The 14,300-nt window shown below is 71.2% G+C and carries 13 protein-coding genes and 1 pseudogene; 7 read left to right on the plus strand and 7 right to left on the minus strand.

What is annotated here, in order from left to right; all coding sequences use genetic code 11:
- Positions 1–138: 138 nt before the first annotated feature.
- Positions 139–621: a hypothetical protein gene (locus MUY14_RS12685; protein ID WP_247023179.1), complete on the minus strand. Its 483-nt coding sequence runs from the start codon at positions 619–621 to the stop codon at positions 139–141.
- A 129-nt stretch (positions 622–750) separates the two neighbouring features.
- Between MUY14_RS12685 and MUY14_RS12690 the strand changes: the two genes are divergently transcribed.
- A complete protein-coding gene (locus tag MUY14_RS12690) occupies positions 751–1,698 on the plus strand; it encodes an NAD(P)-dependent oxidoreductase (protein WP_247023180.1) in 948 nt (315 codons plus the stop codon).
- Positions 1,695–3,869, plus strand: coding sequence for a glycosyltransferase family 2 protein (locus MUY14_RS12695; protein WP_247023181.1), 2,175 nt, complete (start codon positions 1,695–1,697; stop codon positions 3,867–3,869). Before MUY14_RS12690 ends, MUY14_RS12695 begins: the two co-directional genes overlap by 4 nt.
- Here MUY14_RS12695 and MUY14_RS12700 read toward each other — a convergent pair.
- Positions 3,799–4,296, minus strand: a complete 498-nt coding sequence (locus tag MUY14_RS12700) for a GtrA family protein (protein WP_247023182.1) — start codon at positions 4,294–4,296, stop codon at positions 3,799–3,801. The genes MUY14_RS12695 and MUY14_RS12700 overlap by 71 nt on opposite strands.
- Before the next feature lie 138 nt (positions 4,297–4,434).
- Here MUY14_RS12700 and MUY14_RS12705 point away from each other — a divergent pair, with 138 nt between their 5' ends.
- Positions 4,435–5,589: an NAD-dependent epimerase/dehydratase family protein gene (locus tag MUY14_RS12705; protein WP_247023183.1), complete on the plus strand. Its 1,155-nt coding sequence runs from the start codon at positions 4,435–4,437 to the stop codon at positions 5,587–5,589.
- 47 nt (positions 5,590–5,636) lie between these two features.
- Here the strand turns inward: MUY14_RS12705 and MUY14_RS12710 are convergent, their stop codons facing one another.
- Entirely contained in the window at positions 5,637–5,999 is a 363-nt protein-coding gene (locus MUY14_RS12710; RefSeq protein ID WP_247023184.1) for a nuclear transport factor 2 family protein, read from the minus strand.
- A 137-nt stretch (positions 6,000–6,136) separates the two neighbouring features.
- Between MUY14_RS12710 and MUY14_RS46860 the strand changes: the two genes are divergently transcribed.
- From MUY14_RS46860 to MUY14_RS12725, 4 genes and pseudogenes are all read left to right on the plus strand, one after another.
- Entirely contained in the window at positions 6,137–6,265 is a 129-nt protein-coding gene (locus MUY14_RS46860) for a hypothetical protein (RefSeq protein WP_281506289.1), read from the plus strand.
- A gap of 36 nt (positions 6,266–6,301) precedes the next feature.
- The gene (locus MUY14_RS12715) at positions 6,302–7,111 is read left to right on the plus strand and encodes a helix-turn-helix domain-containing protein (protein WP_247023185.1); all 810 of its coding nucleotides are present in this window, start codon (positions 6,302–6,304) and stop codon (positions 7,109–7,111) included.
- 43 nt (positions 7,112–7,154) lie between these two features.
- On the plus strand, positions 7,155–7,934 hold the full coding sequence (locus tag MUY14_RS12720) for an aldo/keto reductase (protein ID WP_247023186.1): 780 nt from the start codon (positions 7,155–7,157) through the stop codon (positions 7,932–7,934).
- Between the two features lie 92 nt (positions 7,935–8,026).
- Positions 8,027–8,965, plus strand: a pseudogene (locus tag MUY14_RS12725) (IS5 family transposase).
- A gap of 8 nt (positions 8,966–8,973) precedes the next feature.
- Here MUY14_RS12725 and MUY14_RS12730 read toward each other — a convergent pair.
- The 4 genes from MUY14_RS12730 to MUY14_RS12745 form a co-directional block, all read right to left on the minus strand.
- Positions 8,974–10,728 carry a hypothetical protein gene (locus MUY14_RS12730; RefSeq protein WP_247023187.1) on the minus strand — a complete coding sequence of 585 codons (1,755 nt, stop codon included), beginning with the start codon at positions 10,726–10,728 and terminating at the stop codon, positions 8,974–8,976.
- 119 nt (positions 10,729–10,847) lie between these two features.
- A complete protein-coding gene (locus MUY14_RS12735) occupies positions 10,848–11,720 on the minus strand; it encodes a 3-methyladenine DNA glycosylase (protein ID WP_247023188.1) in 873 nt (290 codons plus the stop codon).
- Positions 11,717–12,760 carry a hemolysin family protein gene (locus MUY14_RS12740; protein WP_247023189.1) on the minus strand — a complete coding sequence of 348 codons (1,044 nt, stop codon included), beginning with the start codon at positions 12,758–12,760 and terminating at the stop codon, positions 11,717–11,719. Before MUY14_RS12740 ends, MUY14_RS12735 begins: the two co-directional genes overlap by 4 nt.
- The gene (locus tag MUY14_RS12745; protein WP_247023190.1) at positions 12,757–14,103 is read right to left on the minus strand and encodes a hemolysin family protein; all 1,347 of its coding nucleotides are present in this window, start codon (positions 14,101–14,103) and stop codon (positions 12,757–12,759) included. Before MUY14_RS12745 ends, MUY14_RS12740 begins: the two co-directional genes overlap by 4 nt.
- Positions 14,104–14,300: the final 197 nt, after the last annotated feature.

Below are 14,300 nucleotides of genomic sequence, written 5' to 3' on the forward strand. Positions count from 1 at the left end.
CCTCGGCCTTCAGCTCGCGCTCCACTTCGAGGGCGCGGTGCAGGCACCGCGCGGTCACTTCACTGCTCGCCCGGAATCCCCCTCGGCTCGTCCGGTCAAGAAAGACCCGGAAGCGCCGAGGGGGATACGAACCGGGTGTTACCGGGCGATCCGGACGTTCAGCGTGGTGTTCGAACCAGCGCTGACCATCGACTGCGCGATGCTGCTGATCCCCGCCGGCGCGCTGTAGGAGTTGTTGTTGCTGTCGTCCTCGTTGTCGAACCGGCGCGAGAACTCCTGGGAGCCGTTCGGGCAGTTCGCGCCCAGCTTGAGCACCGAGTAGGGCCGGAACGAGCCGGACTGCGTGACGCCCCGGAACGCGGCGCCGTCGACCCGGCGGAAGAACAGCTCCGTGTTGCTCGTGCTGCCGACCGCCCCGATGAAGCCGCCGCGCGAGTTGGCGTTGCCCGAGTCCTCGTCGTCCATCCGGATGACGATCGCCTCGGTCCCGGCCGGGCACGACCGGCTCGACGGGATGACGCCGAGGTCGGTCGTCGCCGCCTGGGCGGGCGCGGCCGACACGGTGAGGGCTCCCGCCAGCGAGGCCAGGAGCAGTGCCGGAACGGTGAAGAGTCTTTTCATGGCTGGTTTTCCTCCCCATTGCTGTGTGACCGCTCAAGGACACCAAGCCGGCCGGGCGCGCGGCCATACGCACTTCTGCGTACGCGGGTCCACGGCGTGCGCACAGGAACGGGAGGTAGGTTGACCGCCATGGCGAGTGCGCACGGTCCCGATCGGACGTCCGTGGTCGTGACCGGCGGCAGCGGCTTCATCGGCCGGACCGTCGTGCGCGCCCTCCTCGACCGGGACGTCCCGGTCACCGTCGTGGACCGGGTGCCGTTCCCCGAGGACCTCGACGGGGTCCGCGTGGTGACCGGCGACCTGCGCGAGGCCGCCGTCCGCGAGGAAGCCGTGACCGCCGGGACCGCCGGGATCGTGCACCTGGCGGCGCTGACGTCGGTGCTGAAGTCGGTCGAGCTGCCCGAAGACACCTTCGCCGACAACGTCCTGGTCACCCAGGAACTGCTCGAACTCGCCCGCCGCCGCGAGGTGCCGAAGTTCCTGCTCGCCTCGACCAACGCGGTGATCGGCAACGTCGGCACCGCGACCATCACCCCGGACCTGCCGCTGCGGCCGCTGACGCCCTACGGTGCCACGAAAGCGGCGTGCGAAATGCTGCTCTCGGGTTACGCCGGCGCGTACGGCATGACGACGTGCGCGTTGCGGTTCACCAACGTCTACGGCCCGGGAATGTCCCACAAGGACAGTTTCGTGCCGCGCATGATGCGGGCCGCGCTCACCGGCGGCGGCGTCAAGGTCTACGGCGACGGCCGCCAGCGCCGCGACCTCGTCCACGTCGACGACGTCGTCCGCGCGATCCTCTCGGCCTTCGACAGCGGCCACACCGGCCGCGCGATCGTCGGCGCGGGGCGCTCGGTGTCGGTGCTCGAGATGGTCGAGGCCGTGCGCGAGGTGACCGGCGCCGAGCTGCCCGTCGAGCACGTCGAGGCGCCGGCGGGGGAGATGCCCGCGGTCGTCGTCGACGTCTCGGCCAGCGCGGAGACCATCGGGTACCGCCCCGAAGTCCCGCTGGTCGACGGCCTAGCCACGGCGTGGAAGTACTTCTCGGGCCTCGACCGTCCGAACGCGACACCGTGACGGCGTTCCCGCGCCGCCACTGGCTGCTTCTCCTGCTCCTCGTCCCGGCGATCGTCCTGCGGGTGCTGACCTGGCTGGCCTACCGGCCCGCGCTGCTGTACATCGATTCGTTCCGCTACCTCGACAACCTGCACGCGCTGCGCGCCGACCAGCTCGACCCGATCGGCTACGACCTGGTGCTGCGCCCGGTGCTGGCCGTCGGCGGCCTGGCGTGGGTCGCGGCGGTCCAGCACGCCGGCGGGATCCTCATCGCGATCGGCGTCTACGCGCTGGTGCTGCGGCTCGGTGGCCGCCCGTGGGTCGCCGCGCTCGCCGCGGCGCCGGTGCTGCTCGACGCGTACCAGCTGCAGATCGAGCAGAACATCATGTCCGAGGTGACGTTCGAGGCGGTGCTCCTCGGGCTCCTGTGGCTCCTGCTCGGCCGGGGCGCGCCGGGCTGGAAGCGCGCCGGCGCCGCGGGCCTGCTGCTCGGGTTCGGCGTGCTGACCCGGCTGATCGGCATCTCGCTGGCCCTGCCGCTGCTGGTCTTCCTGGTCGTCGCCGGCGGAGCGTGGCGGCACCGGGCGGGCTGGCGCCGGGCCGGCGTCGCGGTGCTGGGCCTGCTCATCGTGCTCGTGCCGTACTCGGCGCGGGTGCACGCGGAGACCGGCAAGTGGGGGCTGACCGGGCCGTCGGGCAACATGCTCTACGGTCGCACCGCCGCGGTCGCCGACTGCGCGAACCTCGAGCTTTCGGCGGAACTGAAGGTTTTCTGCCCGGCCGAGCCGCGCGAGACCCGGCTCGTCGACAACTACACGCACGCCGATCTCGACCCGAACTGGCCCGGCCCTCTCCCGCCCGGCGCGGACAAGGCCGCGCTGGCCCACGAATTCGCGATCGACGTCCTGAAGGAACAGCCCGGCGACGTCGCCGCGGCGATCTTGGACGACTTCGCCAAGAGCTTCGCTTGGAGCCGCGAGCAGGACCCGACCGACGTGCCCCTCGACCGGTGGCAGTTCCAGCTGTCCTACCCGCAATGGGCCGACCAGTCGCTCATCGACCTGGTCACGCAGCAGAACGACGGCGTCGTGGCGAGTGCCGACCAGCCGCTGGCGAAGGTCCTGCGCGACTACCAGCTGGGCGGCGGGTACGTCTCGGGCGGCGTGCTCGGCCTCGGCGCGCTGCTCGGCCTGCTGACGATCTTCCGGCGCAAGAAGCCCCTGGACCGAGCACGGGCGGGCGCGCTGCTGGCGGCGTCGAGCGGGCTGGTCCTGCTCTTCGCTTCGGCGGTGTTCCAGTTCTCGTGGCGCTACCAGATCCCGGCGCTGGTGCTGTTCCCGGTGGCCGGGGCGCTCGGCTTCACGACGCTGACCTCAGCCAGCCGGAAGCGGCTCGCCGCGTTCCCCGACGACGTCGATTCCGGTGCCCTCGGCGACTTCCGGCGCCGCCACCCGGACGCCGGGTTCGCGCCGCTGACCGTCGTCATCGCCGCCTACAACGAGGCCGGCGGGATCGGCGAGGTCCTGGAGAAGATGCCGGACCGGTGCCTCGGGATGCCGGTGGACGTCCTCGTCGTCGTCGACGGCGGGACCGACGACACGGCCGCGATCGCCGAAGCGCACGGCGCGTACGTCTGCGTGGCGCCGCGCAACCGCGGCCAGGGCGCGGCGCTGCGCCTGGGTTACCACCTGGCGGCGGAGCGTGGCGCCGAGTACGTCGTCACAACCGACGCCGACGGGCAGTACGACAACAGCGAGCTGGAAGCGCTGGTCAGCCCGGTCGTCGAGGGCACCGCGGACTTCGTCACCGGGTCGCGGCGGCTCGGGCACGAAGAGGCCGACAGCCGCGTCCGGTGGCTCGGCGTGCGGGTGTTCGCCGCGCTGGCGTCGGTGCTGACCGCGCGGCGGATCACCGACACGTCGTTCGGCTTCCGCGCGATGCGGGCGGAGCTGGCCTGCGCGGTGCCGCTCAACGAGCCGCAGTACCAGTCGTCGGAGCTGATGCTCGGCGCGACCGCGCGCGGCGCCCGCGTGCTGGAGCTGCCGATGAGCATGCGGCTGCGCAAGGCGGGCAAGAGCAAGAAGGGCGGCAGCCTCGTCTACGGCGCGAACTACGCCCGCGTCATGACCGGGACGTGGTGGCGGGGGTACGTGCTGCGCCGCGGCCGAACACGACCCGGTCGAGCAGCGTGAACTTGAGGACGAACACCAGGGCGTAACTGCCGACGTACGCGCCGTCGACGAGCACGACCCACCAGAAGTGCGGCAGGTCCGCCCGCGCGAGCAGCGAACCGGCCAGCGTCGTCAGCCCGATCGAAACGAGCCCGCCGAGACCGATCACGGCCAGGTACGGCAGCAGCTCGCGCCGGACGCGCGGCCGGCCGGTGCGGCCCCACACCCAGCGGCGGGTGACCAGGAAGTTCAGCACCGCCCCGGCGGCCCACGCCAGCGTGCCGGCGAGCGCGGCGGCCCCGCCGGTGGCGAGGACGGCGAGCAGGACGACCTGGCTGAGCACGGTGGCGGCGAACGACGTCGCGGCCGCGCGGGCCAGCCGGGCCCAGCCGCGGCGGCGCGTCTTCTCCGTTGTGCGGGGCCGCACGCCGTTGGTTACGGTCGTCATGTCCCCATCCTCCCCGCGGGCCGGCCGCCGCGCCGTCCGACCCCCCTACGCATAGGAGATTCACAGCCGATTGCCAGGTCTTCATCAGCAGGTGGTCGATAGCGTCGGGGGGCGTAAACGAGCAGGAAAGGCGGCACAATGCGGGTGCTGGTTCTCGGCGGTGACGGATATCTGGGCTGGCCGACCGCGTTGCACTTATCGGACAAAGGCCACGAGGTGGCCGTTCTCGACAATTTCGCCCGCCGCGGTTACGACGAAGAACTCGGCGTCGAAAGCCTGGTTCCGATCGAATCGCTGAAGGACCGGATCGCGGCCTGGCACGAAGTCTCCGGACGCGAGATCACCAGCTACGAAGGTGACCTGCTGGACGCGGAGTTCCTGTTCGGGGCGGTGCGCGAGTTCGCGCCCGACGCGGTCGTGCACTACGCCGAGCAGCGGTCGGCGCCGTATTCCATGATCGATCGCGAACACGCGGCGTACACGCAGCACAACAACGTGATCGGCAACCTGAACCTGCTCTACGCGATCGCGGAGATCGATCCGGCGATCCACCTGGTCAAACTGGGCACGATGGGCGAATACGGCACGCCGAACATCGACATCGAAGAAGGCTGGCTGGACCTCGAGCACAACGGGCGCAAAGACCGCGTGCTGTTCCCGAAACGACCGGGCTCGTTCTACCACCTGACCAAGGTCCACGATTCGCACAACATCGAATTCACGTGCCGCGCCTGGGGGCTGCGGGCCACGGACCTCAACCAGGGCGTCGTGTACGGGCAGCAGACGCCGCAGACCGCGCTGGACTCCCGGCTGGCCACCCGGTTCGACTACGACGCGGTGTTCGGCACGGTGCTGAACCGGTTCGTCATCCAGGCCGTGCTCGGCCAGCCGCTGACCGTGTACGGCAAGGGCACGCAGACCCGCGGCCTGATCGACATCCGCGACACCGTCGAGTGCATCCGGCTCGCCGTCGAGAACCCGGCCGACGCGGGGGAGTTCCGCGTCTTCAACCAGATGACGGAAAGCCTTTCCGTGGCCGCGATCGCCGAGCTCGTCGCCGACCGGTTCCCCGGCCCGGTGCAGATCGAGCAGCTGGAGAACCCGCGCACCGAGGCGCCGGAGCACTACTACAACGTGAAGCACACCGGGCTGGTCGGGCTGGGGCTGGCGCCGCACCTGCTGTCGGACACGCTGATCGAGTCGATGTTCGACATCGTCGGCGCCAACAAGCACCGGGTGAACCCGGAGAAGCTGCGCCCGACCGTGCGGTGGCGCGGCGCGCTCAGGAGCTAGCGGCGTGCGGGCTCCCCTGCCCGGGAGCCCGCACGCCGTGCGTCGGTTCAGCCCGGCATCTTGTCGAGGAAGCCGTGCACCTTGGCGATCTTCCCCTCCCGGAGTTCGACGACGTCGAACCCGATGGCGACCGGCTCCGCCGCCCCGGGCGCCCCGAGGTACCACTGGAACCGCGCGAGGTCGTGGTGCGCGTCGGGCTCGGCCGGCAGGCTGAAGGCGAGCCCGCCGAACTGCGCCTGCGCCCCGGCGACGAACTGGTCGATCCCGTCGTGCCCGGCGACCGCCCCGAGCGGATCGGTGTAGCCGGCGTCGGCGGTGAAGACGTCGGCGATGAGGGCCCGCCGCTTGTCGCCATCGGTCTCGTTCCAGACGGCGATGTACTGCTCGACGAGGCCACGGACGTCACTCATGGTGGTTCCTTTCGTTGGGGGACAACGGCTTCCGTCGTCCGGCGCTGAGACCCACTCTGACGCCGCGGCGGCGGCCCGTCGATTACGCGGCAGGTAATGCGGTGGCCTTCCGTCGCACGTTTCGCGAGATTCGCCGCGTGGAGGTGATCGATGCCGAGGCGCCGGCGGGAACCGAGGACCCGGCCGAAGAGGAGGTCTGCGGCCTGATGGACCGGCTCACCGGCTGGTGCCACTCGTCGTCCCGGCTGCCATTACCCCCGAAGTAATGGCAGCCACCCCGTGATCGCCGTAGCGTCGCTCGCGTGACGACTACGGTGCAGGCGGCCGCGCGGCAGCGGCCGGTGGGTGAGCTGCTGCGGGAATGGCGGGACCGGCGGCGGATCAGCCAGCTCGACCTCGCGATCTCGGCGGACGTCTCCACCCGCCACCTCAGCTTCGTGGAAACCGGCCGGTCCAAGCCGAGCCGGGATATGGTGCTGCGCCTCGGCGAGCACCTCGAAGTCCCGCTGCGCGAACGCAACCGGCTGCTGCTCGCCGCCGGGTACGCGCCCGCCTACACCGAGAACGCCTTGGGGGACCCCGGGATGGACGCCGTCCGCCACGCCGTCCGGCAGCTGCTCGCCGGGCACGAGCCGTACCCGGCCGCCGTCGTCGACCGGAACTGGGACCTCGTCGACGCCAACGCCAGCATCGGGCTCTTCGTCGCCGGGATCCCGCCCGAGCTGACCACCAACGTGCTGCGCGCGACGCTGCACCCCGACGGCATGGCACCGCACATCCTGAACCTGGGGGAGTGGCGCGCCCACCTGCTCGGCCGGCTGCGGCGCCAGGTCGGCCAGACCGCGGACGCCGGGCTCGCCGAACTCCTGGACGAGCTGCGCGGCTACCCGTGCGACCAGCCGGTGCCCGAGGTGGAGGTCCCTGGACCGGGTGACATCTTCGTGCCGCTGAAGTTCCGCCACGAGGGCACCGACCTCACGTTCTTCAGCACGGTGGCCACGTTCGGCACCCCGCTGGACATCACCGTCGCGGAACTGGTGATCGAGTCGTTCTACCCGGCCGACCCGGCGACGGCGGCGCATCTGCGCGAGCGGGCCGCGTCGGTGGGATGATGGGGAGCACCCGCGCAGCATCCGAAGTGAGGATCACCGGTTGATGGCCGTCCCGCCTTCGCTCGCCCTGTCCGACGGAATCCGCATCCCCCAGCTGTTGTTCGGTGTCTCGGGCCTGTCCGCGGCCGAAACCGGCCGGGCCGTCCGCATCGCTCTCGACACCGGTTACCGCGGGATCGACACCACGCCCGGTACCGAGACGGCGGTCGGCACCGCCCTCGCCACGGCGGACGTGCCCCGCGAAGAACTGTTCGTCAGCGTCAAGGTGCCCGCGCAGGGCTACGACACCGCCCGCCGCGCCGCCGACGAGGCGCTGGCCGCGTTGCAGCTCGAACAGGTGGACCTGTGCCTGCTGGACGGCACGAAGGGCGCCTTCCCCGACACCTGGCGCGCGCTGAGCCGGCTGCGCGCCGACGGCCGCGTCCGTGCGGTCGGCGTGGCCGGGTTCGGGGTCGCCGAGCTGCGCCGGCTGATTGACGCGACCGGGGCGGTCCCCGCCGTCAACCAGGTCGAGCTGCACCCGTGGCTGCAGCAGCTGCCGCTGCGGGAGTTCCACGCCGAGCGGGGCATCGTGACGGCCGCGTCCAGCCCGGCCGCGAACGCCGGGCTGCTGGCCGCCGAGACGGTCACCGCGCTCGCGGCGAAATACGGCAAGACCCCGGCCCAGATCGTGCTCCGGTGGCACCTGCAGGCCGGCACGGTCGCGGTGGCGGCGTCGGCGACCACCACCCGGACCCGCGAGCAGTTCGGGATCTTCGACTTCGAGCTGGCCGACGACGACCTCACCGTGGTGGAAGAGCTCGACAACGGCACGCGCGTCTAGAGCCTGTTTCGATGTGCTGACCAGCCGATCGCTGTGCAGTAACGACGGTTCGGCGTGTCGTGGATCGAATAGACGAGGTCTCCGGTAGATCGATCAACGACCAAGAAGATCGAGAACACCGGAGACCTCGTGGCCAGCCTAACGGCGACGGGCGAGCTGACCTGACCGACGCGCAGTGGGCGATCCTGGAACCACTGCTGCCCGTCGGCAAGAAACCAGGCCGCCCACCCACATGGACAAAGCGCCAGCTTCTGGACGGCATCCGCTGGCGGGTCCGCGTCGGTTCGCCCTGGCGTGACGTTCCACCCGCATACGGTTGCTGGCAAACCGTCTATGGCCTGTTCCGGCGCTGGCAGCGCGCCGGTGTGTGGGCGGTGATCCTGGCCGCGTTGCAAACCCGGGCGGATGCTGCCGGGCTGATCACCTGGGACGTCAGCGTCGATTCCACGATCAACCGGGCCCACCAGCACGCGGCGGGTGCCCGCGTCGAGGGCGACCTGCAGAAAGAACCGCCGGGTGGTGTCGGCGAGCCCGAGCCGGCCGATCACGCGTTGGGCCGGTCGCGGGGTGGTTGGACCACCAAGCTGCACCTGGCCACCGAGCAAGGTCAAAAGCCACTCTCGCTGCTGGTGACCGCGGGGCAGTGAGGTGACTCACCGCAGTTCGAGGCTGTATTGGCCGGGATTCACGTCGCCCGCGCCGGCGGCGGACGGGCCAGGACCCGACCGGATCGGGTTCTGGCGGACAAGGCCTGCAGTTCCCGCGCCAACCGGGCCTACCTGCGGCGGCGCGGGATTGCCTGCACGATTCCCCAGCCCGCCGACCAGATCCGGCATCGCCGCAACCGCGGCCGGGTAGGTGGCCGGCCGCCCGCGTTCGACCCGAAGATCTACAAGCAACGGCATGCGGTCGAGTGCGGCATCAACCGGCTCAAACGCAACCGAGGCGTCGCCACACGGTTCGACAAGCTCGCAGTGCGCTACGAAGCGACCGTGCACGTCGCGGCGATCAACGAGTGGCTACGCCATTGAAACAGGTCCTAGGTGGACTTGATCCCGGCGGCGGCGAAGTCGGCCTGCTGGGCGGGCTGCTCGAGGTACTCGCGGAAGGTCTGGGCGGCGCGCAGCACGGTGTCGTCGATGCCCTGGCCGGAGAGGCCGACGAACGGGTAGTCCGCCGAGCGGGCGTTGGCCACCGACTGCGCGGCGGAGCCGATCATCTCCGGCTTCTTGGTGGTCAGCTCGCTGACCCAGTACGACGACTCGGGCAGCCAGGCGGCGGGCAGCCCGCCGATGGAGTCCAGGTTGGCCCGGCCGACCAGCGCGTCGAGCACCTGCGACGACGGCTTGGCCTCGATCATCACGTGCACGCACTGCCCGTGCACGACGGTGGCCGCCTGGTTCCACCGATCCGCCGCGGCGGTGAGCGGCTTCTGCACGCTCGGCGTGACGACGATCCGCATGTGCGAGGTACCGCCGGAGCAGCTGGCGGCCTGCGCCTCGGCGCGGTTGTTGAGCTCGCTGTCGGCCCAGTTCCACCCGACGATGCCGAGCCCGATCAGCGCGGCGAGCACGAGACAGGCGATCGGCCAGGTGGCGATCCGGCGCCGCGGCGCCTTCTTGCCGACGATCCGGTGCGAGCCGGTGGCCTCGCCCTTCCCGAGCGTCCGGTGCGAGCCGGTGGCTTCACTGCGCTTGGGTGGGGCGGTGTTCTCGCTGGTCTCGGTGCTTTCGGCGCGCCGCTTGGCGCGGGTGGACCCGCCGCGGGTGAGGGTGCGGGCGGAGTCGGCCGGCTCGGTGCGCGTGGCGGCGAGGTAGTCGCCTTCGTCGGGCCGGGTGATGACCTCGGTCCGTTCGGCCGCGCTTTCGGCCTTCCGGGCGGCGCGGGACGAGCCTCGCCGGGTGGTGGTGCGGGGACCGGCGGCCTGGGTTCCGCCGCTCGCTTCGGCGTCGGCGCGGCCGACCGCCGGATAGGCACCGGACGCTTCGCCCCGGCGGGAGGCAGGTTCACGACGTGCGGTGATCGGGTAGTCGCCGGACGCTTCGCCACGACGGGCACCGGACGGTTCGTCGCGACCGACGGCGGGGTACGCGCCGGATCGCTCGCCACGCCCGGTGGCCGGGTACACGTCGGTGACGTCGTTGCGCGCGGAAGCGGGGTAGGCGCCGGAAGCCTCGCCACGGCCCACGGCGGGATCGTTGCGGCCGGCGGCGGGGTAAGCACCGGAGGGGTCGTTGCGTCCGGCGGCCGGGTACGAACCGGAGGCCTCACCGCGGCCCACAGCGGGGTAAGCGCCACTGGCTTCGCCGCGCCCGGCGGCCGGGCGGGCGGCGGTGGGGTCGTTGCGTCCGGCGGCCGGGTAGGTACCGGAGGCCTCGCCACGGCCCACGGCCGGATAGGCGCCGCCGGCTTCGCCGCGCGCGGCGGCGGGGTCGTTCCGGCCGGATGCGGGGTAGGCGGAGGGGTCGTTGCGACCGGCGGCCGGGTACGAACCCGACGCCTCGCCGCGGCCCACGGCCGGGTAAGCGCCGCTCGCCTCACCGCGCCCCGCGACCGGGTACGCACCAGAAGCCTCGCCGCGGCCGGGAGCGCGGGAGCCGGTGGGCCGGCCCGCGATCCCGAAGGCCTCCGAGATGGAGCTGCGCTTGGGCTTCCGGACAGCACCCGAAGCCTCGCTGCGGCCCTCGACCGGGTGTGAACCGGAGCTCTCACCGCGGGGAGTCCCCGGGCGCGAAGTGCGGTCCTGAGGGTGCGGCACCGGCTCCTCGTCCCGGTAGTGTCGCCCCATCGTCATCCTTTCGAGGGTGAGCGCATGACAAGCACGCGCTGCGATGCAACCAAACCGTTATCACCCTAACAGGTGAGTATCGGAGAGAGAATAATCTGACTCACAGTTGCACGTGCCGCGGGTGGTCACCTGACCAGGCGATGGCAATGCGCAATCAGGCGATGACGCACCGGTGCCGCCCGGCGGGCGAACGAAGCCTGGGCGCGGGCGTATTCGGCCCTTCCTTCAGCCGTTTCGATGCGCACCGGCCGGTAGCCGAGCGCGGCCAGGTCGTACGGGCTGGCCCGCATGTCGAGCTCGCGGATCTCCACCGCCAGCTCGAAGCAGTCCGCCACCAGCTCCGCCGGCACGAACGGGTCCAGCTTGTACGCCCACTTGAACAGATCCATGTTCGCGTGCAGGCACCCGGGCTGCTCCGACGAGACCTGCGTCTCCCTCGACGGCGTCAGCTCGTTGCGCGGCCGCGCCGGGTCGGTGAAGAAGCGGAACGCGTCGAAGTGCCCGCAGCGGATGTCGAGCGATTCCACGACGGCGTCGGTGCCGCCCGAACCGAGCCGCAGCGGGACCTGGTTGTGCCGCACCGAATCCGCCGGCTCGCGGTAGACCATCGCCCACTCGTGCAGCCCGAAGCAGCTCAGCCGCGGCGCGCGGGACGCCGTCGCGGTCAGCAGGGCGAGGACGAACTCCGCCGTCTGCGCCTTCCCCGGCGTGAAGCCCGCGGGGTCCAGCACGACGCCGTCGCCGGTGAGGACGTAGCCCTTGCGATCCAGGAAACGCGCCGCCGCGGGCCCGGCGAGCGCCACGCCGGGCCCGGGCTGCCACCGTTCGAGGTGCGACGGCCGGTACGAGTAGTAGGTGAACAGGAAGTCCAGCACCGGGTGCTTCTCGCCGCGCGAACGGCGCTCCTGGTGCGGCCCGGTCCACCGCCGCATCCGCTCGACGTGCGCCGCCTCCCGGGCCAGCCAGTCCGGTTCGGCGAGCACTTCGACGTCGGTCATGCGCCCACGTGCGTGCCGTCGCGGACCGTGCCCACGTACTCCTCCACGAGGTCCTCGAGCGCGACGACGCCGACGGCGCCGCCGCTCGGGTCGAGGGCCCGCGCCAGGTGGCTGCCTTCCTTGCGCATCGCCGAGAGGGCGACGTCGAGGCGGGAGTCGGCGCGCAGCTCGGTGAGCTGGCGCGTCTTGCCGGACGGTACGAGCGTCGCCGGGTCCTGCCCGGCCAGGTCGAGGACGTCCTTGACGTGGATGTAGCCGGTCAGGCGACCGTCGTCGGTGCAGACCGGGAACCGCGAGAACCCGGTGGACGACACCGCCCGCTCGACGTCGCCGAGCGTCGGCGCGCACGGCAGCGTCGTCAGCTCGGCGGTGGGCACCAGCACGTCGGCGACCGTCTTCTGCGTCGAAGACAGCGTCTGCGCGAGCCGCTGGTGCTCGGACTGGTCCAGCAGACCCTCCCGGCGCGACTCGCTGAGCAGCTCGGCCAGCTCGTCGGACGTGTAGGCCGTCTCCAGCTCGTCCTTCGGCTCGACCTTCACCGCGCGCAGCAGCGAGTTCGCGACGAAGTTCAGCAGCCAGATGAACGGGTTGGCCAGCTTGACCCACCCCACGTGCACCGGCACCAGCCACAGCGCGAGCCGCTCGGGCTCGGCGATGGCGAGGTTCTTCGGCACCATCTCGCCGATCAGCACGTGCAGCACGGTGATGAACGCCAGCGCGATGGCGAACGAGACCGCGTGCAGCAGCGCCTCGGGCAGGCCCAGCAGGTCGAAGAACGCCGACAGCCGGTGCGCGATCGCCGGCTCGCCGAGGCGGCCGAGCAGCAGCGAGCAGATGGTGATGCCCAGCTGCGCGCCGGCGAGCATCAGCGAGACGTGCTTGCTCGCGTTGATGACGATCTTCGCGCGTGTCTTTCCCTGCTCCAGCAGCGCTTCCAGCCGGTCGCGCCGCGAGGAGATCAACGTGAACTCCGCGCCGACGAAGAAGGCGTTGGCCAGCAGCAGGACCACGACGAGGGCGATGTTCAGCCAGTCGCTCACGAGACCACCTCGGCCACCGGGGTTTCTTCGGGCACGCGGACCGGGGCCACTTCGACCTCGGCGATGCGCCGCTTGTCCATGGTGGTGACGGTGAGCCGCCAGCCGTCGACGTCCGCGGCGTCACCCTCGGCGGGGATCTTGCCCAGCCGTTCGAGGATCAGCCCGGCGATGGTTTCGTAGTCCCCGTCCGGCATCCGGAACCCGGTGACGTCGGTGACCTCGTCCGGGCGCAGCTGGCCGGACACCAGCCAGCTGTCGCTGCCGACCTGCTGCGAGGCGGGTGCCTCGCGGTCGTCGTGCTCGTCGCGGACGTCGCCGATGATCTCCTCGACGACGTCCTCCAGGGTGACCAGCCCGGCCGTGCCGCCGTACTCGTCGACGACGATCGCCAGCTGGAAGCGGGAGTCGCGCAGGCGGTTGAGCAGGTCGTCGCCGGGCAGCGATTCGGGCACGGTCGGCACCGGCCGCATCACCGAGCCGATCGGCACGGCGGCCCGGTCCGCGGCCGAGACGGCGAACGCCTGCTTGACGTGCACGGCGCCGCGGACGTCGTCGAGGTCCTCGGCGTGCACCGGGAACCGCGAGAACCCGGTGCGGCGCGAGAGCTCGATGAGGTCCTCGACGGTGTCGTCGACGCCGAGCGATTCGAGCTGCACGCGGGGCGTCATCAGCTCCTCCGCGGTGCGTTCGCCGAACCGCAGCGAGCGGTCCAGCAGCTCCGCGGTGGTCGTGTCGAGCGTGCCGCTCTCGGCGCTGGAGCGGACGATCGAGCCCAGCTCCTGCGGCGAGCGCGCGGACCGCAGCTCTTCCTGCGGTTCGACGCCGAACTTGCGCACCAGGAAGTTCGCGCTGTTGTTCATCAGCGTGATGAGCCAGCGGAACAGCGCCGAGAACCGCGAGTGGTAGCCGGCGACGGCGCGCGCGGTCGGCAGCGGCCGCGCGATCGCGAGGTTCTTCGGCACCATCTCGCCGAGGATCATCGACAGCGACGTCGCGATGACGAGGGCGAGCACGATCGACGCGCCCCCGGCGAACGCTTCGGGGAGCCCGACGCCGGTGAGCAGCGGCCGGACGAGCTCGCCGATCAGCGGCTCGGCAAGGTAACCGGTGATCAGCGTGGTGAGCGTGATCGCGACCTGGGCGCCGGAGAGCTGGAACGAGAGCGTCCGGTGCGCCTTCTGGACGGTGAGGGCCCGGCGGTCGCCGACTTGGCGGACGTTGGCGTCGACGGTGCTGCGTTCCAGCGCGGTCAGCGAGAACTCGGCGGCGACGGCGAGCCCGGTGCCGACCGTGAGCAGCACGAAGAGGAGGACGCCGAGGACGGCGAAGAGGATCTGGATCATTCCGCATCCGCCCTGGTGGCGGGGGAAGAACCTATCGAACAGCCGGGTCGGTCACCCGGCCCGGTACTGTCACCGGGTGACTGCGCTGCGCGCACGAAACGGTCACTCCTAGCACTGGATCGGCGTGTACTGCGGATATGCGGACAATCCTAACGTGTCCTTCGCGGTCACCGCTGGCGATATCGGTGTGTCGGACA

Source organism: Amycolatopsis sp. FBCC-B4732, assembly GCF_023008405.1.
Classification (GTDB): domain Bacteria; phylum Actinomycetota; class Actinomycetes; order Mycobacteriales; family Pseudonocardiaceae; genus Amycolatopsis; species Amycolatopsis pretoriensis_A.